Here is a 24,014-nt window from a genome sequence, read left to right as displayed (position 1 = left end):
ACTCAGTGGGAGACGGCCGGCTTTGTCTGTTTCTTCTGCGCGCGCAGGTCGATCGCGCCGGACTGCTTGCGCGGGTCGGTACCGGTGGGGAAGATGTGGATCTTCTGCACCTTGGCCGACGTGCCGGTGGGCAGGCTGTCGACGAACAGTATCCAGCCCGGTGCCTTGAAGTAGGCCATGCGCTCGAAGCACCAGTCGAACAGCGCCTGCGCCAGCGCCTTGCGCGCCTCTTCGGTGGCGACATCCTCGGGCGACTTGGCGATCACGCAGGCCATGACTTCTTCCTCGCGCACCTCGTCGGGCGCGGCGATGACAGCGACCTGCTTCACCTTGTCGTGCGCGGTCAGACAGGCCTCGATCTCGGCCGCGGCAATGTTCTCGCCCGAGCGGCGGATGATGTTTCTCTTGCGATCGACAAAGTACAGCATGCCGGTGTCGTCGCGCGCGACGACATCGCCGGTATGGAACCATCCGCCGCGCCAGGCCTCTTCGGTCGCCTCGGGATTCTTGAGGTAGCCGGAGAAGAAGCCCTTGCGCGGCGTCTGCGCGCTGTGGCGGATGAGCATTTCGCCGGGCTGGTTGGGCGGCAGGTCGCGACCCTGCTCGTCGACTACACGTACCTCGACCCAGGCGTTGGGCCGCCCGAATGCCCGGGTGTGAATCGAGCGCGGCTCGACGCTGTCGCTGATGAGGCGACCGGTCTCGGTCATTGCCCACATCTCGACGACGGGAAAGCCGAAGCGCTTCTCGAAGAGTTCATGCTGGCTGGGCTCGACGCCGGCGCACAGCGAAAAGCGCACGCTGTGCTGGCGCTCTTCCGGGCAGGGCGGCAGTTTCAGCAGGATGTTGGGGATGATGCCCTGGAACTGGGCCGCGTTCGCGCGGGTGGCGATCAGGTCCTTCCACCAGGTGCTGGCGTGGAAGCGGTCGGGAAAGATCAGGCAGCCGCCGCACAGCAGCAGGGCGGGCGTGGAGACCGACAGCGCATTGGCATGGTGCAAGGGCAGCGGGTTGTACAGGCGTGTTTCGCCTTCGCGAAACTCCAGGCGGCCGCCGAGCGAAAGATAACAGGCGCCGAAACTGTGGAAGTATTCGTTGGTGAGGATGCAGCCCTTCGGGCGCCCGGTGGTACCCGAGGTGTAGAGCAGCGCGGCCTCGGTGTCGGGACCCGGCGTGCCAGCCTGCGCCGGGCGCGCCGGCGCAGGCAGACGGTCGGGAAAGCGCTCGAAGGACACCACCGGCAGGACGCCGCCGATCGCTCGCGCCACCGCCTCGATCTCGGCGAGCCGGCTGTCGATCGCGAGCGCGAGGCTCGCCTCCGAGTGCTCCACGACATAGCGGATCTCGTCGGCGCGGTAATCGGGATTGATCGGGACGACGCCGGCGCCGAGCGCGTTCAGCGCGTAATAGTGAAAGAAGAATTCCGGCCGCTGGTCGAACAGCATCGCGACCCGGTGCCCGTAGCCATAGCCGGCGTTCGCGTAGATGCGCTTCTTCTCCTCGACCGCAGCGAGGGTCTGCGCCCAGGTGACCTCCCAGCCCTCCGGGTGGTAGGCGCGGCCGGCCATCGGCGGCACCGCATAGGCCGTCCGGTCGCCGAACCGCGCGGCGGTGCGCTGCAAGGATTGGTAAAGAGTTCCGTACTTGGAAGCGTCCATGGGTTGTGCGCGTAGGAGTAAGGTTTACTTGTTAACCAGCTTTGCCGGAATCGCCAGAACCATCGCGCCACCGACGAACATCAGTGCACCGAACAGGTACAGGCTCGCCTGGGCGCTGCCAGTCAGATCGCTGATCCACCCGACCAGCGAGGTGCTGACGAATCCGGCGACGTTGCCCAGCGAATTGATCAGCGCGATGCCCGTCGCCGCCGCGGCCCCGACCAAGAACGCTGCGGGCAGACTCCAGAAGGCGGCCACTGCGGCGCAGGCACCCGCGGTGGCCAAGGTGAGTGCCAGCATGCCGTAAACCAGAGCTTGCCCCGGCAGGGCGCTCAGCAGCAGCCCGACTCCGGCGAGGAAGCACGGCAAGGCGGCGTGCCAGCGGCGTTCGCGGGTGCGGTCGGCGTGCACGTTGGTCCAGATCATCGCGATCGTCGCCACCGTGTAAGGGATGGCGACTAGCAGTCCGATGTGCAGCGGGTCGTTCACGCCGCGCGCCTTGATCAGCGTCGGCAGCCAGAAGCTGGTGACGTAGATCGCGCTCGCAAAGAAGAAATAGGCCACGCTCAACAGCCAGACGCGCCCGCTCTTGAAGGCATCGCCGAAACCGGCGTGGCCGCCTTTTTCCTGGTTTTCTTCCGCGATGCGGTCGCTGATGATGCGTTTTTCGGCTTCGGTGAGCCACTTGACGTCGCGCACCCCGTCATCGAGAAGAAACAACGTGAGAATGCCCAGAATCACCGACGGCATCGCTTCGATCACGAACAGCCACTGCCAGCCGCGCAAACCGCCGACATCGGCGAAGGTATTGAGAATCCAGCCGGAGACCGGGCCGCCAAAGATGCTGGAGACCGGAATGCCCGCCAGAAACAGGGCGACGATGCGACCGCGGCGCGCCGCCGGATACCAATAAGTGAGGTAGAGCAGCACGCCGGGAATGAACCCGGCTTCCGCCACGCCGAGCAGGAAGCGCAGGAGGTAGAACTGCGTCGGCGTTTCCACGAACATCATCGCGCCGGAAATCAGACCCCAGGTGATCATGATGCGTGCGATCCACAGCTTTGCGCCGACCTTGTGCAGGATCATGTTGCTCGGCACCTCGAACAGCACGTAACCGACGAAGAAGATGCCCGCGCCAAGACCGTAGACGGTGCTGCTGAAACCCAGATCGTCTTGCATCTGCAGCTTGGCAAAGCCGACGTTCACCCGGTCCAGATAGGCGGCGAGATAGCAGAGGAAGAGGAAGGGCACGAGCCGCAGCGTGACCTTCTGGTAAGCGAGTTTCTCAGCTGCCACGGGCTGGGGCAGCGGTGCGGCGCGTGCGATTTGCGACATGGGTGTTTCCGCCTCCAGGGTCAAGAATTCTGCGCGTCGGCCGAAGCCATCTGCCTGGCGCCGATGCCGAGGTCTCAATCCGTTGATCGACAGGCTTTCCTGCTACTGGCGGCCCAGGTCCGTGCGCGTCTTCTTCCGGACGCTACCTGTTTCGAGCTCTTGCGTTTTCAGGGATCGCCATGAGTCCGTAGAGCCTGACAAGCAGTTAGGCATGACGCTTGGAAAAGAAGACACACGCGCTCGCGACCGGGACCGGACACTATCGTTAGGGCTGCGCTACCGATCGGGTCCTTGGGGGTCTATCCCAAGTGACCACCTGTTTTGATCGACGTGCTCGCCCGCGAAGGCGTGGTCGGCGCCAGGCATCTGGAGCCTTTGCGGGGCTGTCATTTCTTTCGTCCAACGCACGCAATCCTGATCTGAGTCGATGGCGCAGTGCTCTGCGAACGGCGAACAGAAGCTTCTGATTTCACGACCATCCGGAAACAATGACGCGGACCCGGTAATTACGGGTCCGCGTCTTCGAAGCAGCAGACGACGCGCGTCTTGCCGTCTGGCAGTTACTTATTGCCCAGCTTGAACACCATGACCGTGCCGCCCTGCGGGACATTGGTCTTGGTGTTGGTGGCGGCATCGATGCCGGCTTGCATGCGCTGCGCATCCACGCCCCAGCCTGATTGCACGGCCACGTACTGGACGCCATCGATCTCGTAGGAGGTCGGCACTCCGGTTACGCCCGACGGCGTGGGGTACTCCCACACAACTTCGCCGGTAGTAGCGTTGAAGGCGCGGAACTTACGGTCGGCCGTGCCTCCACCGAACACCAGGTTACCGCCGGTGGTCAGCAGCGGCCCCCAGTTGATGCCCTTGTAAGTGTGCGTCCAGACTTGCTTGCCGGTCTTCAGGTTCCACGCCTGCACTTCTCCGATGCTCTTGTGCGCATTCTTGCCCAGGCGCAGGCTGCCCAGTACGTCGGGAATCGGATAGCCGATGTACAGTCCACCCGGTTGGTACTCAAGGCCTTCTTCGGGCTCGGGCAATTCGGAGCACAGGTTGTTGGTGGCTGGGATGTAGAACAGGCCGGTGTCCGGGTTGTAGGCTTCCGGCAGCCAGTCCTTGCCGCCCCACAGCGACGGGCAGAACGTGGTCGCCACCTTGCCCGGGGTGCGCGCGGGATCGTAGGACGGCCGGCCGGTCTTCGGATCGATGCTGGTGAACACATCCTGCTCGACATACTTGTGCGCGGCGAGGAAGTTCATCTTGTCCTTCGTGCGCTCCAGTACCCAGAGATAGCCGTTGCGGCCGGCGTGCACGGCGGTCTTGACCTTCTTGCCGCCGATCTCCGTGTCGATGAGCACCGGCGCGGACACCTCATCCCAGTCCCAGGCGTCGTGCCAGTGGTACTGGTGGTAGCCCTTGAGTTTGCCGGTATCCGCATCGAGCGCCACCACCGAGGTCGTGTAGAGATTATCGCCCTTGCGGCCTTCGGTGGGCCACGGGCCGGGGTTGCCGGTGCCCCAGAAGGTTAGGTTGGTTTCCGGGTCGTATGTGCCGGTGACCCAGGTGGCGCCGCCGCCGGTCTTGTAAGTTTCGCCGGGCCAAGTGTCGCCGCCCGGTTCTCCAGGTGCGGGAACGGTGTGAAATACCCACGCTTCCTTGCCGCTCTCGGCGTCGAATGCCTTGACGAATCCGCGAACGCCCATCTCGCCGCCGGAAATGCCGACAAGGATCTTGCCCTTGACGGCGAGCGGCGCCACCGTGGTGTAGTACCCGTGCTTCCACTCGCCGATCTTCGACTCCCACACCTGCTTGCCGGTTTTGGCGTCCAGCGCGACCAAGAAGGTATCGAGGGTGGTGTAGTACACTTTGTCGCCATACAGCGCTACGCCGCGGTTGGTCGGGTGCAGCTGCAGCAGATCCCTCGGCAGCTCTTTCTTGAAGCGCCAGATCTCTTCGCCGGTTTTGGCGTTGAGGGCGATCACCTGGCTGCCCGGCGTGGTGATGAACATATAGCCGTTGTTGACGATCGGCGGCGACTGATGGCCCTCCGCCTGCCCGGTAGCGAACGACCAGGCCACGGTCAGGTTCTTCGCGTTCTTGGAGTTGATCTGCTTCAGCGGACTGTAGCCCCAGCCAGCGTAGTTGCCGCGATACTGCAGCCAGTTGGCCGGTTCAGGATTTTTCAGCCTGGCGTCGGTGACTGGCACGTAGTCCATGCCATGAGCGGTCGCCATGGCCATGATGGGGGCGATCACTAGCGCTCCGATCCTGTTCTTTCTGGTGTTTCTCATGTTTCCTCCGATCTTGTCACGGTTGCAGGTACTGACACGGGAGACGACCGTTGCTGTGTCGTCGAAATCTAGGCGGGCGCGCCCGCCGGAGCGCTCAGTTGCCCAGCCACCACCAACTCCTCACCCTCCAGCCTTATCGGCAGCCAGGGCAGGCTGCGGGGCGCCGGCCCCTCCGCCACCCTTCCGGAGGCGTAGGGGTCGAACTGTGAGGAATGGCAATAGCAAAGCAGCTTGTGCGTCTGTTTCATCCACGCGTTGACGTCACAGCCGGCATGGGTGCACACGGCGGAAAACGCCAGCACGCCGCCAGCGGCGCGTTGCCTCGTCGCCTCGTCGAACCTGGATTCGTCTACCCGAACCAGCAGGATCTTGCTCAGGCGCGATTCGTTGCGAATCTTCTTGGTCGCAGGGTCGAAGGGAAACGCCAGAACCACTTTGCCGGGTTTGACGTCTGCGGGCCGCAGTGCCACCGGTTCGCCTTGGGCGGTGTGAAGCACGAGGCGGTCTCCGACCAGGATCTGGCCCTCGTCGTTTGCAAAAGCCGTTCGGGTAGCCAGTCCGGCAGCGATGCCGGCGATTAGGCGAAAGATGCGCCGCCTGGATTCCACCGACCTTTGGGATTGCGATGCTTGGCCACTGCAGCCGCATACCTTTGCTGCGCAGCTCCTGAGTTGCCCTTGGTCCATGTTTTTCTCCGTTGACCGTAACCTGTCTTGATCAGTGAAGATGCAGGGCTTGGGCTGCGTCACGCAGGATGTGTGCAGGTGTGCATATTTAGCGAAGCAGCGCGTGCTGAACCGGCTGGCGCGAAGCGCCCAACGACTCGGCCAGTTCCTCCTGCCGCAGCCGAGCGTCGATGACGAGTTTGCCGGCTGAAATCTTCGACAGAATTGCCGTAGGCCCGGAACACTAGAGTCGGGTCCGGGGGTGGCGGTCGCATCAATCAGACTCCTGTTCAGGGTCGTTACAGGCGTGCAGTGTAGCATTCTGAATTCCGAATGCAATGCGGATGTGCGGAATTTATTTCTGAGGTTTCATCATATTATTTTGAAACATAGACTTAGGATTTATCTTTGAGCAGGTCTATGACGGGGAAAAGCATTCGCCGGGGGTCAGCGTTGCGCCGAGACCGTTCCGGGCGTACTTGGGTTCTTCAGGATCGTTTCACGGAGGACTGAAAAAATGAAAACCGGAACCGCTGCGATCAGGCTCACGCTGGAAAGCGTGCAGGTGCAGGCGCTGTCCGTGCCGCTGCGCCGGCCGATCGTCTCCAGGGTCGGCGAGTATCCGAACTGGCCGTTCATCCTGATCGACGTGCACACGCGCGAAGGCGTGGTCGGCCGCAGCTATCTCGAGCCGTATGTGCACAAGGCGGTGAAGCCGATCGCCCAAGTGATCGAGAACATCGCCGGGGAGTTCATCGGCAAGCCGATCGCGCCGCTCGACGTGTACGGCGGGGCGATGAAGACGCTGCATCTGAACGGCCGCCAGGGCATGACCTTGATCGCGCTGTCCGGGCTCGACATGGCGATCTGGGACGCGCTCGCACGTGCCGCCGGCCTGCCGCTCGCGACCCTGCTCGGGGGTAGCCCCGGCCCGGTCCGCGCCTACAACACCAACGGCCTGTGGCTGATCCCGAAAGAAAAGCTTGCCTCCGAAGCCAGGTCGCTGGTGGAAGAAGGCAACTTCAGGGCGATCAAGATGCGCCTCGGCCGGCCGAGCCTGAAGGACGACATCGAGGCGATCCGCATCGTGCGCGACGCGGTCGGCGACGACATCATCCTGATGAGCGACTTCAACCAGGGGCTCACCTTCGGAGAGGCGCTGCAGCGCATGCACGGGCTGGACGACCAGGGGCTGTACTGGTTCGAAGAGCCGATCGTGTACGACAACTACGAAGGCTGCGCGCAGATCGCGCGCGACATGAAAACGCCGATCCAGATCGGCGAGAACATCTATGGCCCGCGCGAGTTCCACAAGGCGGTGTTGGCCAAAGCGGCAGACCTCTACATGCCGGATCTCATGCGCATCGGCGGCGTCACCGGCTGGATGCGCTCGGCCGCGATCGCCGGCGCCGCGGGCTTGCCACTGTCGAGCCACCTCTACACGCCGGTCTCCGCGCAACTGCTGCGCGTGAGCGAATCCGCCGACTGGCTGGAATGGAGCGACTGGGCCGAGCCCTTCCTCGCCGAGCCCTTCCTGGCGAAAGACGGCCACGCCATCGTGCCCGACACTCCCGGCAACGGTCTGGACTGGGACGAGGCGGCAGTGAAAAAGTACGCGATGTAAGAACGGGACTCGGGACTTGGGGCCGGGGCTCAGGGAAAGCCGAAACAACACTCCTGCATCTTGGCGCACGGGGTGAGACAAGCCTCGATTTCCGCAGGCGCGTAGGGGAAGTTCGGGCAGTCGCCGTCCAGCCGCGGCGAGGGCGCGGACACCGATTGCGCGTTGCTGTGGTGCGGCGCCCCGCCTGCAGGGCCGCCGATGCAGCACGTCCAGCAGCGCCGGTGTGTGCAGCGGAAGTTTGCTAGACGCCCTGGGCGCGCCTGCGCCGCACGCGCGTCAATGCAACGCGAGCCGGCCCGGCAGGTGCCCGCGCCGCCAGTCGCTCGGTGATCGTGTCCGATGCCTGGGCGATGTGCTCGCGCGCCAATTGCCCTGCTTTTTGCGGGTCGGCTGCGATGACCGCATCGAGAATGGCCTCGTGCTGGTCCCAGATCTCTGCCGGTGTCTCGTCGTACAGAAGCACCTCACCCATCACTCGCCGCAGGTAGCTCCAATAGGGCGAACTGGCTTCGGCGATCAGCGGGTTTCTCGACAAGCCGTAGAGGAAGAAATGGAAGTCCATGTCGGCCGCGATCATCTTCGGGATCGAACGGCTGGCCACCGCTTCGCGGCCGCGTTTGATGAAGGCAGGGCCCTCCTTGCGGGCGGTGACGGCTGCGCGTTCCGCCGCCTTGCTGCTGGCGAGCCCGTCGAGCACGCCCCGAACCTCGTACAGATTGCGCACGAATTCGGCTTCCAGCGGCGCCACCATCAATCCGCGCCCGGGTGCATCGCGCAGGATGCCGTGGCTCTTCAGCAGCAGCAGCGCCTGCTGTATCGGCTGACGCGACACACCCAGCGACTCGGCGAGTTCTTCCTGAATCAGCCGGCTATCGTGCGCGAACTTGCCCGCTGAGATCTCCGACAGGATCGCCTCGTAGACTTGATCGACCAGCGTTGGTTGATGCGGAAGTGCCTTCACTGCGGCCTCTCTATTTCAACAGCACGAGTTTAGCATTCTGAATACAGCATGCAAAAGCGTGCGGCCGACTGAAGCGATCGCGGTTCGAATTATCTCGTCAAGGTGGCGGGTAAAGGCTTGGGCGCACGACGCTCCTCCAGCGCGGCGATGGCCGCGCCGAGGATGCCCTTGGGCATGAAGATGATGAACAGCACCAGCATGAGCCCGTAGAGCGTGACATCGAGACCGTGTATGTCGTGTCCGAGCGCGAGGCGCAGCGCTTCCGCCAGCAAGAGCGTGAACACCGCACCCACCGTCGGGCCCAGGCGCACGAACATGCCGCCGGCGATCGCGCCAAAGACCATCTGCAGGCTGACGCCGATTCCCGAGACCGTTTCCGGATTCACATAGAGCTGGTACTGCGCGTAGAGCGCACCGCCTACGCACGTCATCAGCGCCGAGACGATCGTGACACCGAGCTTGAGCCGGGTGACGTTCATCCCGACCGATGCCGCGGCGTCCTCCTCCTGGCTGATGGCCTCGAGCGCAAGCCGCGCCATCGAGCGGTCGATCCTAGCCCACACCCAGAGCCCGAAGAGCCAGAAGCCGAGGATGATGTAGAACCAGACGAGCTTGGAGGAAAACTGTAGGGCCGAGAGCGACCACGCGGCGTCGGCGAGCGCGGTGTTGGGCGTAGCGCCTAGCGAGCCGCCGGTCTGGTCCCGAAGCGCCACAATGATCATGCGCGCGACTTCTCCAAGCGCCAGCGTGACCAGCGCGAAGTAGTGCCCGACGATCTTCAGCCGGAAGCACGGATACCCGATCAGGAATGCGACCAGCGCGGTGATCGCCAGCAGCAACGGCAGCGACAGCCAGGGGGAAACCGAGAACAGATTCCAGGCCATGACCACCCCGTAGGCGCCGATCGCCAGAAAAGCACCGTGGCCCAGGCTGGTCATCCCCAACCGCCCCATCAACGCCCAGCTCGTATAAACGAATGCCCAGAGCAGGCACATGATCATCAGGTGCAGCGGGTAGTTGCCCATGCCGGAAAGCGGCGCGGCAGCGAGCAGCGCGACCCCCATCCACGGCAGCGCGCGCCTCATGCCTTGCCTCCGAGCAAACCCTGCGGCCGCCAGAACATGAAACCGATGAAGAACAGGAAGGCCAGCACGTAGCCCCACTCGAGGTGGAAGAAATACCCGCCCACGGAAATGAACTGGGCGAAGATGAACGCCGCGAGAAACCCGCCGATCATGTTTCCGAGCCCGCCCAGCACGCATACCAGGAAGGCGATCGGCCCGAACGAAAGTCCGATCGCCGGGTGGATGTCGTACTGAAGCACCAGGAGGCAGGCGGCGACCCCGGCCAGCGCCCCACCCAGCGCGGACGTGATCAGAAAGATGTGGCTCGGATTCACGCCCATCAGCGGCATGATCCCGCGGTCCTGCGAGATGGCGCGGATCGCGGTGCCGAGATACGTGCGTTTGAGGAAGGCGTATACGGCAATCATGCAACCCAGCGCGATCGCGAAAGCGGTCAGTCGCGCCACACTGAGAAACATCCCGCTCAACTCGAAGGTAGGCAACTTGACGCCGAGATTGCGGAACTCCACGCCGAAGGCGAGCGTAGCCGCGCCCTGCAGCAGGAAGAGCACGCCTCCAGTGACCAGCAGCTGATTGATCGGCTCGGCGGAGAGCACCGGCCGGATCACGAACTGGTGCAGCGCCATGCCCAGCACCGAGACCATCGCGACGGCCGCAGCGAAGGCCAGCCACAACGGCCAGGAATACTCGACGTGCAGGTAGTACACAGCGTACATGCCGATCATGATCAGCTCGGCGTAGCAGATCCACACCACGTCGATCACGCCGAAGATCAGGTTCAGCCCCAGCGCCAGCAGCGCCAGGATGCCGCCCAGCAGCACGCCGTTGACCACCGCTTCCAGCAGAAAGATGTCGAAGATCTCCATTTGCTATTGGACAGCACGATCAAACCCAAAGAGCGAAATACGAAGACACGAAGGTACGAAGAAAAACGAATACAAGAATGCCCAATGAAATCAGACAACATATTCCGGCCCGCGTGTTCCGTTATTCTCCCAGTGAGTTTCCTTCGTGCCTTCGTGTTTGGCTCTTCGTGTCAGAGTCCCAGGTAAGCTTTCTTGAGTTCGTCGGTGTCGAGCAGTTGCGCGGCCGTGCCGGCGGCGCGGATGCGCCCGGTTTCGAGCAGGTAGCCGCGGGTGGCGATCTTGAGTACCTGGCGGATGTTCTGCTCGACGATCAACACGGTATAGCCCTCCGCGCTCATCCGGCGCACGGACTCGAAGATCGCCTGCACCACGACCGGCGCCAGTCCCGCCGAAGGTTCGTCGAGCAGCAGCAGCCGCGGGCCGGACATGAGGGCCCGGCCGATGGCGCACATCTGCTGCTCGCCACCGGAAAGCGTTCCGGCCGGCTGATGCCGGCGCTCCTTCATGCGCGGAAACAACTGGTAGACGCGTTCCAGACGCTGAACGCACAGCGCCCGAGCCTGCGGCACGAATGCGCCCATGCGCAGGTTCTCCTCGACGGTGAGCCGCGGGAACAGCCGCCGGTTCTCCGGCACGTGCGCAATGCCGCATCCCACCACCTCGTGTGGCGGCACGTCATTCAGACGCCGGCCTTCCATCATGAGCTCTCCGGCAGTCGCGTCGATCAGCCGCGAGATTACCCGCAACAGCGTCGTCTTGCCCGCGCCATTGGGGCCGATCACCGCAACGGTCTCACCCGCCTTGACCTCGAGGCTCACGTCGAACAGCGCCTGAAAGCCGCCGTAGCCCGCGGAGACCTTGCTCAAAACCAGCATCAGCCGTTCCTCGCCGCAACGGTGGCCTGGACGTCGCTGGCCTCCGTGCCGAGGTAAACCTCGATGACTTTCGGGTCGTGCGCCACCTGCTCGGGTCTGCCCTCGGCGATCACCTCGCCATGGTCGAGCACCACGCAGCGGTCCACCACACGCATCAGCACGCCCATGATGTGCTCGACCCACACGATGGTAACGCCGCGCCGCGCGCGCACATCGACCAGCATCTCCGCGGCCTGCTTCATCTCCTGTTCGTCGAGCCCGCCGAGCGATTCATCGGCCAGCAGCAACTTCGGCCTGGTTGCGAGCGCGCGCGCCAGCTCGAGCTTCTTCAGGCCCGCCGCGCCCAACCCGTCGACGCGCGCATCGGGTTGCGCGCGAAGCCGCACGAGCTCCAGGATCTCTGCCGCCTGGGCGAAGGCCTGCTCGCGGGTGGGGCGCTCGGCTTGCCCGTAGTAGGCGGCGAGCGCGACGTTCTCGAGGATCGACAGGCGCCGGAAAGGACGTGGAAGCTGATAGGTGCGTCCGATGCCGTGGTGGGCGACGCGATACGCGGGCTCACCGGCGATCTCACGCCCCAGAAACCGGATCGAGCCGGCCGTGGGCACGAGCGCGCCGGCTATGAGGTTGAATATGGTGCTCTTGCCCGAGCCGTTGGGGCCGATCAGGCCGAGGATCTCGCCCTCCTTGACCTCGAAGGAGACGCGATTGACGGCGGTGAACCCGCCGAAGCGCTTCGTCAGTCCGCTGACCGCGAGCATCAGAATCCGTGACCGGCGAACGGAGACGCGCGATGCGCGCTGTCGCGATTCGCAGTCATTGCGTCGCTCATCGCTTGTTATCCGTCACTGCATTACTGATTCGAGTAACTGTGTGTCTTCGGCCAGGGGAACACCGGTTCGGCGGTGCGCAGCCGCGCCGGCCAGATGACCTTGGAATCGCCGCCGACGTACTGGATGACCACCGGAAACGAGCGTTCGTTCTGTCCCGACATTTCGTGACCCGGCGGGTAGAACTTCACGCCGTACCCCTGGATCGTGCCCCCGTCCGGAATATCGGTGTCGAGCGCCGCCTTGCGCAGCGCCTCCGGATCGATTCCGCCATATTTCCTGATCGCGCGCGGGAGCACGTCCGTCAGGAAGATCCAGGTCTGGTTGAACCCCATCGAGACGTGCGGCGGCAACTCGTCGGCCTTCACCTCGGCCTTGTAGCGCTTGACCATTTCCTGGATGAGCTGGCCAAGTCCGGGTGCGAGGGTCTTCGGGTCCAGCAACTGGGCGGGCACCGGATCCACGTCCATGATGTACTCGGCGTCACGACCCAGCGTCTCGCGCAGCCGATCGAACTGGGCGTATCCCGCGCCGTGGCCGATCAGCGCCGCCCATTTCAAGCCCTGCTCGCGCGCCTGCCGCCAGAACAGCGTGATGTCGGGGTTGTAGCCGGTGTGCAGGATCACGTCCGCGCGTGCGCGGCGCAGCTTCGTGACCAGGCTGGAGAGATCCGGAGCGGTCGCCGAATAGCCTTCCTTGAGCACCACCTGCATTCCGAACTTCTTGCAGACTTCCTCGTTGCCGGCCGCCACGCCGGCGCCGTACGGCCCGTCCTCGTAGATGATCGCTACCCGCAGCGCCTTGGGGTCCTTGTTGAGCCGCGTCCTGGTGTTCTCGTTCAGGAAGCTGCAGGAAGCGAGTCCGAACTGATCCGTGTGCACCTGCGGGCGGAAGACGTAACGCAGGTTCTTGCCCCTGAATACCGTGGAGGCGGTGCACACGTTGGCCCACATGAACTTCTTGGCGGCATCCACTTTCTGCGCCATGGGAACGCAGTGGGCGCTCGAGTACACGCCCATGATCAGATGAACCTTTTCCTGTTCGAGCAGGCGCGTGGCTTCGTTGATCGCTACTTCTGCCTTGGATTGCGCGTCGGCATAGATGGCGTTGATCTTGTAGCCCTCGACCCCGCCACGCTCGTTGATCATGTCGATCGCGATCTTGGTGCCGATGGCCGCGGCAAGCGATCCACCCGCGGCGAAGGGCCCGGTGTAGTCGTAGATGACGCCGATCTTCACTTCCTTCGCTTGCGCAAGCGCGGCCGCACCCAGGCTCACAGCCGCAAGCAACGCCGCCGCAAGCACGCGGCCGCAGACGTTCCGGACGTGCATGGTCTCCTCCTCGAACCGTTTGGCCAGGTTCAGCTCGCCGTCGTGCCGCGCGCAGCAGCCGCCGGCTGTTGTTCAGTTGAGCGACGACCGATCGTCGCGTGCCGCGATAATGCCTTGCATCCGGACTCGACTCAAGCGGGAGCCCGTGACGCCGACCTTACCTGTAGAAGACGTGATTTCCGATCTTGGCGACGTGTCGCTTGCCGCGCGCCCAGCTCGGCTTGATGTAGGTCGCGTGATAGAGCACGGCACCATTGAGCGTGGGCCGGTGGTGGCCATGATAGACCGCCCTGGCGATCTCCCGGGCCCGCTCCCACTCCTCGCCCTCGGGATGAGGCACCACCTCGAACTCGGTCCATGAGAACGCGCTCACGTAGCGCTTGCGCAGATAGTCCCACCTTTTCTGATAGACCACTTCGCACACCGTGGATGGATAGCGCCACGACGCCACGCGATTCATGGTGACTTCCGCCACGGCGTACTGCCCGGCCAGGGGTTCGCCGCGCGCCTCGTAGTACACGTTCAGCGCCAGGCAATTCAGTTCGCGGTGCACTGCGTCCCTGGACACGAGGAAATGCATCAGGGAGACAAAGGTCGCGACGACCAGACAGAGCGCGAACGCGGCGATCCACGGCGCCTTGCGCCGGGTGTGCCAGAGGAAGCGCAGGTCGTTCCACCAGCGCGACCACGGCGAAACGCGCCGGGAGGAAGAGCGCGCGAACAAACGCGTCCAGGTCATGTTGTCGGAAGGTTGGGAAAAATACGGAATGCGATTTCGCGGCGTGGCTGCACGATTCGATGCAAGAATCAGACCGCTCACGCGCAGGGACTGTTGAGATTCTCCAGCGGTCCCGAACGGACAGGATTTTCGTCAGCGACAGAAGGCATTAGCAGTCGCCCACGCCGAGCGATCGCCGCTGGCCGCTCGCACGATTTCCCTCCGTGGAAAGCCCCGGCCGGCGCCGGCCGCATGGCACGCCCGTCTTCACTCCACCTCGGCTTTCGTCAGCCGGCCGACCGTCGCCTCGACGCTCACCACCGCCTTGTGACCGCTTGGCAGGAACATCTGATAGACGAAATGCGGTTTGCCGGTGAAGCTGACCCTCAGGTCCATTGCGATGATTCGGACCGGACCCACGAAGATCTCCGGCGCTGCACTGCGAGCCTTGGCCTCAGGAAACGTTGCGCGCCGGTACATCTCGTAACGGTACAGCCCGCCTTTGTCCTTGAACTGCAGGCTCGCGGGATTGGTCGGATCACAGGTGGCCTCCGCGATCCTGCCGTCCGCGTTCAGCACGCTCACCGCATACGGAGGTTTGTCCCCGCCTCCGGCCTGGCGCCACGCCGTGACGACACCCGGCCGCTGTTTGAGCGCGGCCTCCAGGCACACGTCCAGCGCCTCGCCCGGATTCCACGGTTCGGCGAAGACGGCGGCCGTATGCACTGTCAGCCAGAGTGCGACAACGGTGATGGATCTCACGACGCGTATGTCCCGATTACGCATGCGGAAGTTCCCGCGATGGGGCTGCCCGTTCGAAAGTCGGATTACGGCATCCGATGGACCCGACCGTGCCCACGGTCAACGCACCTGCCTGCGGCGTGGCGGCAGTTTCCGCACGACATTGCCAGTGTCCTCGCGCTGGGAACCAGTACCGTCTTCCGCATCGAGGTGCGAGGAGCGTTCGCGCGCACCGCTCCCCAGCGCACTCTGCCGTTGAAGCATCGTCTGGAAAAGCTGCTGAGTCGACTCGGAAGGCGCAACTCCCAGCACTACTGACAGCGTCTGCTTGAGCCGGCGGTACGCACTCAGCGCTTCGGTGCGCCGGCCCAGCCGCTCATAGCAGCGCATCAACCCTTGGTGGAATGTCTCGACGATCGGATCGGCGTCGATACCACGCAGATAGCATTGAACCGCACCCTGCCAGTCGCCCTGCTGCTCCAGCGTCGCGCCGTACCTCGACAGGGCGTCGATGAACTTGCCGCGCAACCGTTCCCTCGCCGCCACGCTCCACGGTTCGCCTTCCTCGTCCGGAAGAAAGGCACCTCGGTAAATGCTCAGCAACCTGCCGGCCGAACCATTGTCCGCAATGTACTTCTCGAAGATCCACGTGTCGACCCAGCATAGCTCCGCATTCAGGGTGATTCTGCCGGCTTGATACAGCACGGCCTCGTTCGTTCCCAGAAGTTTGCGCAGACGGACGATGGTAATGGCGAGCGCGTTCAATGCGGCATCCGCCTCTTCGTCGCCCCAAAGTGCATCGCACAACACCTGTTCCGGCACATTGCGTCCACCGTGCGCGACGATTGCTTTCAGAAGCAGCAAGGTCTTGCGTGGCAGCTTGCGGGAAAACTCCATCGGTCGGCCATTGACCTGCACTTCAAACCGGCCCAAGGTAAGAATCCGCACTGGCCACGGCCAGTTCTCCGGCGCATCCGTAGGAGGTTTCAAACGAAACAACCCGATCAAGCCCTGCACAACAGACACCTCGATTCCCTCCTCGAGTGCAAACATGAACAGACGAGGCAAAGCACAGTAAAGAAAACAGAGGTAGTAGCGACGGGTTCCTCCCTGCGCCAGCCCAAGCGCTTCGCGCAGTCGCAGCGTGGCGTGCTGCGGGTCACCCGCTACGAGAGCAGTCCACGACTCCACAAAGGACAGGGCCGCGCGATAGCAGTCATACACAGGGGTCCGGCCGATCAATTCCGCGGACCGCGCAATCAGGGGCTTGGCTTCTTTGAGTCGCCCGGCGTCGATCAGGAGATCAGCCACGCACAGGCCGATCATCATTTCCCACAGTCTGGCCCCGGATCGGACCGCGGCCTGATAACCTGCCAGCGCAAACTCGACAGCTTGCTCAGATTGCCCATTGAAGCGTGCCCTGCGCGCCTGGTGCAACCAATAGAGTGATCCATTCATGGGTCGGCTCGATCTCGACAGAGCGTCTATTTCGGTGAGCGTCGCGCTTGCCCTGGCCCATCCCAGTGTCCGGCACTCGACGGTCACGCGATGCAGCATGATCTCTCGTATCGTCGAGCGAAGCGCATTTGATTCCGCAATGGCAATCGCTTTGTCGAGGTAACGCAACGCGTCGTTGTACTGAGCCTCGACAAATTTCAGGTACCCAACTTGACAGTACCACCATGCTGCCTCCGAAGGGCTTGCTCCCCTCCGTTCCGCGAGTTCTGTCGCTTGTTCCAGGATTCGCTCGCCACGCTCAAGATCACCGGTCAGCATGCAGGCACTCACTGCTCCAATCGCTGCGGTAAGGGCGATGCCAGCGTCTGCGCAACGCGGAAGAAGCTCCTCGACACTCTCGAGAGCCTGCGTCGTCATGGGATCCCATGGCCTGACGTATATCAGCGCGCAACACAGGGCGCCCCACGCCTGCAACTGTTTATCCGACGCAAGGGCGTCCGAGAATTCTTCTGAGCTTGCTTGCAACTCGTCGAGCCACCTGTCCATCGCGCCGATCGCCGCATACCCGATATATCCACCGCCCAACAGTGCCGTAAGACAGGCGATAGAACCTCGGCGGTCCTCGGCGCTATGAAAGAGTCCCAGTGCATTCTCGAGGGTCTTTACCCCTTGCTCCGGCCTCGTCTGCAATTGCGAGCATCCAAGCCAATACACGAGCCACGGCGAGCTGTACCGCCCCGATTCCGGTACTTCGCCTATCCAGCGCTCAAGCGTCTGCCTTCGGCCACTGTTCAGCAGTCCTTTCGCCTCCTTCACAATCAACTGCACTACCGGCTGCCAATCCCGCGCTGCGATCCAAAGGCTGATCGCCGCATCGACATTGTCCGCTACCTGCAAAGCGAAAGCCGTGCGACCGACCAACGCATCAAACTGCTTCGGTGGGAGCACATTTCTCGCCCGCGCTCTCAGAAACTCCTGAAACAGTGCATGAAACTGGTACACGGGTTCCGGGCCAGGCCTGCGGTCGGTGAACATCCTGCGGCGGTACAGATCCTCCAGTACCGTCGCGGCATCCGGTCGACCGCTCAGCTCGCGCGCGAGTGCGGGTGTGACCTGTGGAAGGAACGCAACCGATAGCAGGACATGGCGCATCGACTCCGGCACACGGTCGAAAATGAGACTGGCGAAGTAGTTGAAGACCGACTCGCGGGAATCGGACGGAAGCTCTCTGCCGCTGCAGTCCAGGTGCCCCAGACGCTCCAGCATCAGCGTGACACCTGCAGCCCATCCCTGCGATTGCTGGTGCAGCGCATGGATCAGCCATTCGTCGCCGACCCCGCGTCGCAGCGACACCGCACGGACCTCATCCAGCGTCAGTTGCAGCTTCTCCCAGCCGACCAGGACCATGGCGCCACGCGCGGCAAACTGGACGAAGTACCGCGGCGCTTCCGCACGACTGACGCAAATCACCGAACTGTCGCTCGGTGTCTCCGCGACACATTGGCAGACGATATCGTGCAGCAGTGCGTCCTCCGGGATCTCCTGGTAGTTATCGAAAACCAGAACCACGCCCTGCGGAAGCCGTGCGAAAAAGGCACGGAAGTAGAGGCGCGCGAAGGCCGGCAGATCGGCCAGGTGTTCGGCGACGAAGCATGGCAACGGAGAATCATCGCCCTCGCGCAAGGGCTCCACGGCCAGGGACAAATAGTGAAAGAACGTCGCCGGATCCGTATCGCTCGCGTCGACCTGATACCAGACAGTCGGGATGCTGCGCGCCTCGAGATAGCTGGCAATGAGCGCCGTCTTGCCCGCGCCGGGCGGAGAAGCAATCCAGATCAGCGGCCGGCCGCGGTTGCCGTCGAGCAGCTCGAACAGCCGCTCGCGCGGCACCACGTCGAACAATCGCGGCCGGCTGATCTTGGCTGGCGATGCCGTCTTACTCATCCCGGAGCCCCCTCCCGACTCGTGGGCGAACGGATGGGACCCACGACTGCGGCCCTACCCTGCTCGGCAGTATGCGCAGGCCCGATTCTGGACTCAAGCCATCACGCGGAGCCCTGCATGCGCTACTTCAGCTTGTAGGCACCCTTGTTGGGGTTGCAGCCTTGAAAACTGACTTCCTTCGAAATGCTGCCCCAATCGTTGTCGATGCGGTACTCGCCCCGCAGAATCATGCTTTCATACTTTCCCGTGCCATGCACGGATGTGTAAGTACCGCCTTTGCCGTCCGGATTGCCGCGGTAGTCCATCCACCACTTGTCTCCATCGAGGTCCGTCAGCTCGCATATTCCGGCTTCCTGCTGACGCCCGCTGATGTTCGAATAGATTCCGAAGCATCGGGCGCCCATGCGGTCGAACGCCTTCCCCGCTGGCGTGGATCTCAGGACCGCTTCAAGATCGTAATTCATGACGAAGAGCTTGTCGCCCGCTGAAAAGACCTTGCCACGACCGATGGGGCAAAAGTCGAACTCGTAGCTGCCCTCCTTGGGCATGGTGACCCTGCCGGCAAGAGACTCGGTCGACAGCACGACCCCGGCTACTGCGATCGCCATTACTGAAACGAAACCTCTCTTCATGGCATGTCCTCCTCGTCTGGTTTGGCGCTCTGGATGGCTCGTCGGGGAGACGGCAGCTTGTGAAGGGCGCGCCACAACTGCTCGGTGGAGTGAAACGGCAATTGCTCGCCGCTTTCGACCGATTCCACCACGCCCGCAAGCGTCAAAGCATCCCTTCGGTAGAGACGGACAACATAGACACCGACCGCATTCATCTGCTCGACCTCCCTCGACGCAAGAACAGCCTAGCGAGGCGGCGGGTACGAATTGACTACAAATAGCGGCGGGTCCGGTCGGTTATTCCGCAGGCTGCCGCTGGCAGGCCCCGTGGCGGGCCGCCGTCCTCTATACTTTGGGCCGTTCGAACTCTCCAGGGTGAATCGTCATGCGCTCGATGTTGGTAGCCGCCGCCAGCCTGTTGCTCATGCAGGGGTCCTCCGCGACGGCGGTGGATCTGCCCAAACTCGACGGCGTTCCCAGGCTGAGCGAGATGAAGGACAAATCGCTGCTCGACACGGTGAACAAGAAACTGGCGCAGCAGCAGATCAAGGATGGTCAGTTCCAGTTCAAGACCGGAAAGGCCGAGTTCGCACCCGGCAACGAGAAGCGCATCGACGGGCTGCTGAAGATCATCACCGACAACTCCAAGGCGCTGAAGGCGGCGTTTCCGGATCTCTACGTCACCGCCGAAGGGCACACCGACGCCGACGGGACTGCTGAGTTCAACCAGATGCTCTCACTCGCCCGCGCCCGTACGGTGTGCAAAGCGCTCAAGGACAAGGGCATGCAGCTTGCCTGCAAGCCGATCGGGGTCGGCTCCTCCAAGCCACTGGTCTCGCCGGAGAAGACGGCGGCGGACAAGCAGAAGAACCGCCGCGTGCTGGTGCAAGTCGCGAGGTAACCCGACCGTCATGGACAAATCCGCGCTGGTGAGTCGCCTGGAAGCGGAAGCGCGCCAGATACGGCGCAACGTCTGGCGCGCGCTGCGCGCCGGCGGCGGAGGCCACGCCGGCGGCTCCTGTTCCGCCGCGGACATCCTGGCGGCGCTGTATTTCCATCGCCTTCGGGTGCGTCCCGATGAGCCAGACTGGCCGGAGCGCGACCGTTTCGTGCTATCCAAGGGGCATGCGAACGCCGCGCTCGGCGCGGTGCTGGCACAGGCGGGATTCATCGCGGATGAGGTGCTGGACCGCTTCTACGGCTTCGAATCGCCGTTCGGCATGCATCCCGACATCAAGATGCCCGGTGTGGAGATGTGCACCGGCGCGCTCGGACACGGGCTGGCCGTCGCCCTGGGCATGGCGCTGGGCGCGCGCATTCAGAGAAAACCGTTCCACACCTTCGTGATGCTGGGTGACGGCGAGCTGCACGAAGGTTCCAACTGGGAGGCGGCGATGTCGGCTGCGCATTACCGGCTGTCGAATCTCACCGCGATCGTCGACTTCAACAAGATCTGCCAGAGCGGCCGGGTCGACGAGATCATCGGCGTCGATCCGCTCGCCGAGAAGTGGCGCGCCTTCGGCTGGGAGGTGCGCGAGATCGACGGCCACGACATGGCGCAGGTGGTCGAGGCGCTGGATTCGGTGCCGCTCGATCCAGAACGTCCCACCGCGATCATCGCTCACACCGTGAAGGGCAAGGGCGTGGATTTCGCCGAGAACACCTATGTCTGGCACAGCAACTCGGTGAACGACGAGATCCTCGCCAAGGCGCTGGCGCAGCTCGCCGAACCCGGCGCAGGGGGCGGATCGTGAACAGCGCCGTCTCTGGCGTGCAGGACTGGCGCAGCCGTTGCGCCAACCAGACCCGGCTCGCCTTCGGCCAAGCCTTGCTGGAGATCGGAGCGCGCGACCCGCGGGCAGTGGTGGTGTCCGCCGACACCCAGGACCTGCTCGGAATCCGTGCCTGGGTCGAGCGCCACCCGGACCGATTCGTCGAGCTGGGCATCGCCGAGCAGAATGCGATCGGCGCCGCTTCGGGAATGGCGACCACCGGCCTGCATCCCTATGTCTGTGCCTATGCACCGTTCATTTCCGCCCGCAGCATGGAACAGGTCCGAAACGACGTCGCCTACGCCAACCAGCGCGTGGTCATCGGTGCGGCGGCGAGCGGCATCTCTCTCGGCGTCGCGGGTGGCACCCACCATGCTCTCGAGGATATCGCGCTGATGCGCAGCCTGCCCAACATGACGGTCATCGTGCCCGCCGATATCGAGGAAGCCTACCAGGCGACGTTGGCGACGCTGGATATCGACGGCCCGGTCTATCTGCGCCTGGGCGGCCGGGTGGAGGAACCGCCGGTCACCGACCCGCAAGCGCCTTTTCGACCGGGCAGGGCGACTCTGTTGCGTCCTGGCCGGGACGTGACGGTGATCGCCTGCGGCGCGCTGGTTGAGATGGCGGTGCGCGCATCCGATGCGCTCGCGAAGGAAGGAGTGAGCGTTCGGGTGCTGAACATGCACACCATCAAGCCCTTCGATCGCGATGCGGTGCTTGCCGCGGCGGCCGAGACGCGCGGCATCGTCACCGCGGAGGAGCATCGCCTGGCCGGCGGCCTGGGCGGTGCGGTGGCCGAGCTGCTGGCAGTGGAGCATCCGACCCGGATGCGCATGATCTGCATGCCCGACACCTTTGCGATGGTGGGTCCCACCGGGCGGCTGCGCGCCAAGTACGGAATGAGCGCGGAAGCCATCATCGACGCCTGCCGGGCACTGATTGCCTGACGGGCTGGCAATAGCGAGGGTCAAGAACCGGAACTGCCGGTGCCGCAGATCAGGCGATGGCGGCGCAGAGGAGGCGGCGTTGAATGTCCGCCCTGCGTTGCCGCAGGCCATGGTCTGCGCGCATCTATTTCAGCGCGCCGGCCATGGTGTATGGTTGAACGTGTATTCGCCGATCAGGCGATCGCCTTCGCGATCCACGGCGATCAAGCGCATGTACGAGGTCGAGGCGGCCAGGGCACGAATCACCTCGGTGCTGGACGCGACTACCACGCTGCCGGTCCTGCGGTCGAAAGGAACGTCCGCGATCCTCTCGACCTCGGAGCCATGAGCACCGGACATCACCAGATCGAGTCGCTCCACGGTATCCAACGGTGCCTGGAGGTGAGCGACCAGAAAGTCATCGTCCGGAGCGATGGTGCAATTGACGCTGCCGCCCCTTGGTACGTCGTACTCGCGCACCTGCAGCCCGCCGGCCCGCAGGCGCTCCAGGAACGCTTCGGTGACCACGGCCCGTACCAAGCCGCGCTCCGTCAGCCGGCGGATACCGCCCGCGATCTCGGCCAGACCCAGAGCTTCGGTGCTGCATCGCTCGCAGCCGAGCAGGTGTTCCTCCAGCGAGCTTTCCCGCGCAGGGTCCAGTTCCCCGAACCAGTACTCCGCCAGCGTCGAGATCGGGATCGGCGAAGAACAGGCGGCCCGTCTCATGACACGCTCCTTGTCTGAAGGCAATCGCGCAGACGCTGCAGCCCGCGGTGCCGGATCACTCTGACGTTTGTCTCGGAAATCCCCAATTCCGTGGCCACCTGTGCCGCACGCTGGTCGTCGTAGAAGGTCATCACCAGGACCGACTTCTCGCGCTCGGGCAATCGATCCAGGCAGCGCAGAAGCTTCGCCTGATCCAGGCGCGGCGAGAACGAGGTGTCGGCGGCGGGAACGTCAGCCGCGAAGGTCTGCAGCAGACGTTCGCGGCGCGCGTAGTTGCGCTTCATGTCCAGCACGACCATCCGGCACATGCCCAGCATGAAGGACCCGAGCATTTCCGGCTGCCGGACCTTGCCCGATCTGAGCCGTTCCAGGACCATCAGCAGCACCTGTTGAACGAGGTCGGCCGCGGCCTGCTCGTCGCGCAAATGCTTCAGGCCATAGAAGCGCACGCGCGGAGCCAGGCGCCGGCATAGCTCGGCCTCGGCCATCCGGTCGCCATCGGCTCCGGCAGCCGCGATCCGCCGCGCCAAGGCGGAATCTTCGAGGTTGTCTGCCTGGTCAAGGTTGTTCAAGCAGCCGAGCATACCTTTCCGGCCTTTGCCAAGGAAGTGTAACGAAGCGCCTCCCCGTTACACACCCTTGTGCCCACAACAAAGGAGGCAGACATGCTCAGCAACCCGCAATTCGGTACCAACATCCACGAAATCGCCGACGGCATCTACCGCATCAACACGCCGGTAACCATTCCCGGTTCACAGTTCAGCTTCAACCAGTACCTCATCGTGGACGACGCCCCAATGCTGTTCCATACCGGCCCGCGCAGGCTTTTCTCGCTGGTACGCCAAGCCGTCGCGCACGTCATGCCGGTCCATCGCCTGAGCTACGTCGCCTTCTCGCATTTCGAGGCCGACGAATGCGGCTCGCTGAACCAATGGCTGGCGACGGCGCCCCAGGCCGTGCCGGTGTGCGGACGGATTGCGGCCACGGTGTCGGTCAACGACATGGCCGATCGGCCGGCCCGCGCGCTCACGGACGGCGAATTGCTGGTACTGGGCCGGCATGCGGTGCGTTGGTTCGATACACCGCACGTGCCTCACGCCTGGGAGTGCGGACTGTTGATGGAATACAGCACCCAAACCCTCCTGTGCGGCGACCTCTTCACCCAAGGCGGTCTGGGGGAAAAGCCGCTTACCGAATCCGACATTCTCGAGCCGAGCGAAGCCTTCCGCGCACCGATGGACTACTTCGCGCACGCTCCGAACACCGGCACCATTCTCCAGCGCCTTGCGAACGAGCGTCCCGAAACGTTGGCCTGCATGCACGGCAGTGCCTGGCGCGGGGACGGGGCAGCCCTCTTGAAAGCGCTGGCCGAAAGGTTGCACGGCTCGGGGACACCGCAGCCCCTGTCGCAAGCAGCCTGACTCGACGAGAAGAGTCGGCCTCTGCGCTCGAGCGCAGGGGAGACACACGAACGGAGGCGCCACGAAGCCGCCGAAAACCGGTGTCGAGCGCGGCCCATTCGCTGCGCATCGTGGGTCCGGGGCGCGGCGACCGGATGACAAACTCAAGGTGCGGGCGTCTAATAAGGCCCGCCACG

At 63.7% G+C, this 24,014-nt stretch carries 22 protein-coding genes; 5 read left to right on the top strand and 17 right to left on the bottom strand.

Going from position 1 to position 24,014, the window contains the following annotated elements; all coding sequences use genetic code 11:
• Positions 1 to 2: 2 nt before the first annotated feature.
• From VNM24_04395 to VNM24_04380, 4 genes are all read right to left on the bottom strand, one after another.
• Positions 3 to 1,658, bottom strand: a complete 1,656-nt coding sequence (locus tag VNM24_04395) for an AMP-binding protein (protein HWQ37842.1) — start codon at positions 1,656 to 1,658, stop codon at positions 3 to 5.
• Between the two features lie 24 nt (positions 1,659 to 1,682).
• Positions 1,683 to 2,993, bottom strand: a complete 1,311-nt coding sequence (locus VNM24_04390) for an MFS transporter (protein ID HWQ37841.1) — start codon at positions 2,991 to 2,993, stop codon at positions 1,683 to 1,685.
• 560 nt (positions 2,994 to 3,553) lie between these two features.
• The gene (locus VNM24_04385) at positions 3,554 to 5,284 is read right to left on the bottom strand and encodes a PQQ-dependent dehydrogenase, methanol/ethanol family (protein ID HWQ37840.1); all 1,731 of its coding nucleotides are present in this window, start codon (positions 5,282 to 5,284) and stop codon (positions 3,554 to 3,556) included.
• A 68-nt stretch (positions 5,285 to 5,352) separates the two neighbouring features.
• Positions 5,353 to 5,892 carry a Rieske (2Fe-2S) protein gene (locus VNM24_04380; GenBank protein HWQ37839.1) on the bottom strand — a complete coding sequence of 180 codons (540 nt, stop codon included), beginning with the start codon at positions 5,890 to 5,892 and terminating at the stop codon, positions 5,353 to 5,355.
• A gap of 574 nt (positions 5,893 to 6,466) precedes the next feature.
• Here VNM24_04380 and VNM24_04375 point away from each other — a divergent pair.
• The gene (locus VNM24_04375; protein ID HWQ37838.1) at positions 6,467 to 7,573 is read left to right on the top strand and encodes an enolase C-terminal domain-like protein; all 1,107 of its coding nucleotides are present in this window, start codon (positions 6,467 to 6,469) and stop codon (positions 7,571 to 7,573) included.
• Positions 7,574 to 7,814: 241 nt separating this feature from the next.
• Here the strand turns inward: VNM24_04375 and VNM24_04370 are convergent, their stop codons facing one another.
• The 11 genes from VNM24_04370 to VNM24_04320 all read right to left on the bottom strand — a co-directional run bounded on the left by VNM24_04370 (position 7,815) and on the right by VNM24_04320 (position 19,205).
• On the bottom strand, positions 7,815 to 8,534 hold the full coding sequence (locus VNM24_04370; protein ID HWQ37837.1) for a GntR family transcriptional regulator: 720 nt from the start codon (positions 8,532 to 8,534) through the stop codon (positions 7,815 to 7,817).
• Positions 8,535 to 8,623: 89 nt separating this feature from the next.
• Positions 8,624 to 9,619, bottom strand: a complete 996-nt coding sequence (locus tag VNM24_04365) for a branched-chain amino acid ABC transporter permease (protein ID HWQ37836.1) — start codon at positions 9,617 to 9,619, stop codon at positions 8,624 to 8,626.
• The gene (locus VNM24_04360; protein HWQ37835.1) at positions 9,616 to 10,485 is read right to left on the bottom strand and encodes a branched-chain amino acid ABC transporter permease; all 870 of its coding nucleotides are present in this window, start codon (positions 10,483 to 10,485) and stop codon (positions 9,616 to 9,618) included. The genes VNM24_04365 and VNM24_04360 overlap by 4 nt, the downstream gene beginning before the upstream one ends.
• A 170-nt stretch (positions 10,486 to 10,655) precedes the next feature.
• Positions 10,656 to 11,360, bottom strand: coding sequence for an ABC transporter ATP-binding protein (locus VNM24_04355; protein ID HWQ37834.1), 705 nt, complete (start codon positions 11,358 to 11,360; stop codon positions 10,656 to 10,658).
• A complete protein-coding gene (locus tag VNM24_04350) occupies positions 11,360 to 12,118 on the bottom strand; it encodes an ABC transporter ATP-binding protein (protein HWQ37833.1) in 759 nt (252 codons plus the stop codon). The genes VNM24_04355 and VNM24_04350 overlap by 1 nt, the downstream gene beginning before the upstream one ends.
• Before the next feature lie 92 nt (positions 12,119 to 12,210).
• Positions 12,211 to 13,518, bottom strand: a complete 1,308-nt coding sequence (locus tag VNM24_04345; GenBank protein ID HWQ37832.1) for an ABC transporter substrate-binding protein — start codon at positions 13,516 to 13,518, stop codon at positions 12,211 to 12,213.
• Between the two features lie 157 nt (positions 13,519 to 13,675).
• Positions 13,676 to 14,257 (bottom strand): cell wall hydrolase, encoded by a 582-nt coding sequence (locus VNM24_04340; protein HWQ37831.1) that lies wholly within the window; start codon positions 14,255 to 14,257, stop codon positions 13,676 to 13,678.
• A gap of 246 nt (positions 14,258 to 14,503) precedes the next feature.
• Positions 14,504 to 14,998, bottom strand: coding sequence for a hypothetical protein (locus VNM24_04335; GenBank protein HWQ37830.1), 495 nt, complete (start codon positions 14,996 to 14,998; stop codon positions 14,504 to 14,506).
• A gap of 99 nt (positions 14,999 to 15,097) precedes the next feature.
• Entirely contained in the window at positions 15,098 to 18,379 is a 3,282-nt protein-coding gene (locus VNM24_04330; protein HWQ37829.1) for a BTAD domain-containing putative transcriptional regulator, read from the bottom strand.
• 122 nt (positions 18,380 to 18,501) lie between these two features.
• Positions 18,502 to 19,011, bottom strand: coding sequence for a hypothetical protein (locus VNM24_04325; GenBank protein HWQ37828.1), 510 nt, complete (start codon positions 19,009 to 19,011; stop codon positions 18,502 to 18,504).
• A complete protein-coding gene (locus tag VNM24_04320; GenBank protein HWQ37827.1) occupies positions 19,008 to 19,205 on the bottom strand; it encodes a hypothetical protein in 198 nt (65 codons plus the stop codon). The genes VNM24_04325 and VNM24_04320 overlap by 4 nt, the downstream gene beginning before the upstream one ends.
• Before the next feature lie 170 nt (positions 19,206 to 19,375).
• Here VNM24_04320 and VNM24_04315 point away from each other — a divergent pair, with 170 nt between their 5' ends.
• Genes VNM24_04315 through VNM24_04305 form a run of 3 tightly spaced genes read left to right on the top strand, consistent with a single transcriptional unit; the run spans position 19,376 to position 21,712 of the window.
• Positions 19,376 to 19,891: an OmpA family protein gene (locus VNM24_04315; protein ID HWQ37826.1), complete on the top strand. Its 516-nt coding sequence runs from the start codon at positions 19,376 to 19,378 to the stop codon at positions 19,889 to 19,891.
• 10 nt (positions 19,892 to 19,901) lie between these two features.
• On the top strand, positions 19,902 to 20,744 hold the full coding sequence (locus tag VNM24_04310; GenBank protein ID HWQ37825.1) for a transketolase: 843 nt from the start codon (positions 19,902 to 19,904) through the stop codon (positions 20,742 to 20,744).
• Positions 20,741 to 21,712, top strand: a complete 972-nt coding sequence (locus VNM24_04305; GenBank protein HWQ37824.1) for a transketolase C-terminal domain-containing protein — start codon at positions 20,741 to 20,743, stop codon at positions 21,710 to 21,712. The genes VNM24_04310 and VNM24_04305 overlap by 4 nt, the downstream gene beginning before the upstream one ends.
• A 129-nt stretch (positions 21,713 to 21,841) precedes the next feature.
• On the opposite strand, the gene VNM24_04300 is transcribed toward VNM24_04305, so the two are convergent.
• Positions 21,842 to 22,417, bottom strand: a complete 576-nt coding sequence (locus tag VNM24_04300; GenBank protein HWQ37823.1) for a zf-HC2 domain-containing protein — start codon at positions 22,415 to 22,417, stop codon at positions 21,842 to 21,844.
• Positions 22,414 to 22,989 (bottom strand): sigma-70 family RNA polymerase sigma factor, encoded by a 576-nt coding sequence (locus VNM24_04295; protein HWQ37822.1) that lies wholly within the window; start codon positions 22,987 to 22,989, stop codon positions 22,414 to 22,416. Before VNM24_04295 ends, VNM24_04300 begins: the two co-directional genes overlap by 4 nt.
• A gap of 93 nt (positions 22,990 to 23,082) precedes the next feature.
• On the opposite strand from VNM24_04295, the gene VNM24_04290 reads away from it, so the two are divergent.
• Positions 23,083 to 23,838, top strand: a complete 756-nt coding sequence (locus tag VNM24_04290) for an MBL fold metallo-hydrolase (GenBank protein HWQ37821.1) — start codon at positions 23,083 to 23,085, stop codon at positions 23,836 to 23,838.
• Positions 23,839 to 24,014 lie beyond the last annotated feature (176 nt).

Source organism: Burkholderiales bacterium (genome assembly GCA_035560005.1).
Classification (GTDB): domain Bacteria; phylum Pseudomonadota; class Gammaproteobacteria; order Burkholderiales; family Eutrophovitaceae; genus DASRFY01.
This window is presented reverse-complemented; position numbering and strand designations above follow the sequence as displayed.

Excerpts from the sequence above, each read along its gene's own strand:
- VNM24_04340 (HWQ37831.1), bottom strand. The coding sequence starts at position 14,257 with ATGACCTGGACGCGTTTGTTCGCGCGCTCTTCCTCCCGGCGCGTTTCG.
- VNM24_04290 (HWQ37821.1), top strand. The coding sequence starts at position 23,083 with ATGCTCAGCAACCCGCAATTCGGTACCAACATCCACGAAATCGCCGAC.
- VNM24_04320 (HWQ37827.1), bottom strand. The coding sequence starts at position 19,205 with ATGAATGCGGTCGGTGTCTATGTTGTCCGTCTCTACCGAAGGGATGCT.
- VNM24_04365 (HWQ37836.1), bottom strand. The coding sequence starts at position 9,619 with ATGAGGCGCGCGCTGCCGTGGATGGGGGTCGCGCTGCTCGCTGCCGCG.
- VNM24_04395 (HWQ37842.1), bottom strand. The coding sequence starts at position 1,658 with ATGGACGCTTCCAAGTACGGAACTCTTTACCAATCCTTGCAGCGCACC.
- VNM24_04355 (HWQ37834.1), bottom strand. The coding sequence starts at position 11,360 with ATGCTGGTTTTGAGCAAGGTCTCCGCGGGCTACGGCGGCTTTCAGGCG.
- VNM24_04330 (HWQ37829.1), bottom strand. The coding sequence starts at position 18,379 with ATGAGTAAGACGGCATCGCCAGCCAAGATCAGCCGGCCGCGATTGTTC.
- VNM24_04315 (HWQ37826.1), top strand. The coding sequence starts at position 19,376 with ATGCGCTCGATGTTGGTAGCCGCCGCCAGCCTGTTGCTCATGCAGGGG.
- VNM24_04300 (HWQ37823.1), bottom strand. The coding sequence starts at position 22,417 with ATGAGACGGGCCGCCTGTTCTTCGCCGATCCCGATCTCGACGCTGGCG.
- VNM24_04310 (HWQ37825.1), top strand. The coding sequence starts at position 19,902 with ATGGACAAATCCGCGCTGGTGAGTCGCCTGGAAGCGGAAGCGCGCCAG.
- VNM24_04345 (HWQ37832.1), bottom strand. The coding sequence starts at position 13,518 with ATGCACGTCCGGAACGTCTGCGGCCGCGTGCTTGCGGCGGCGTTGCTT.
- VNM24_04350 (HWQ37833.1), bottom strand. The coding sequence starts at position 12,118 with ATGCTCGCGGTCAGCGGACTGACGAAGCGCTTCGGCGGGTTCACCGCC.
- VNM24_04360 (HWQ37835.1), bottom strand. The coding sequence starts at position 10,485 with ATGGAGATCTTCGACATCTTTCTGCTGGAAGCGGTGGTCAACGGCGTG.
- VNM24_04325 (HWQ37828.1), bottom strand. The coding sequence starts at position 19,011 with ATGAAGAGAGGTTTCGTTTCAGTAATGGCGATCGCAGTAGCCGGGGTC.
- VNM24_04385 (HWQ37840.1), bottom strand. The coding sequence starts at position 5,284 with ATGAGAAACACCAGAAAGAACAGGATCGGAGCGCTAGTGATCGCCCCC.
- VNM24_04390 (HWQ37841.1), bottom strand. The coding sequence starts at position 2,993 with ATGTCGCAAATCGCACGCGCCGCACCGCTGCCCCAGCCCGTGGCAGCT.
- VNM24_04375 (HWQ37838.1), top strand. The coding sequence starts at position 6,467 with ATGAAAACCGGAACCGCTGCGATCAGGCTCACGCTGGAAAGCGTGCAG.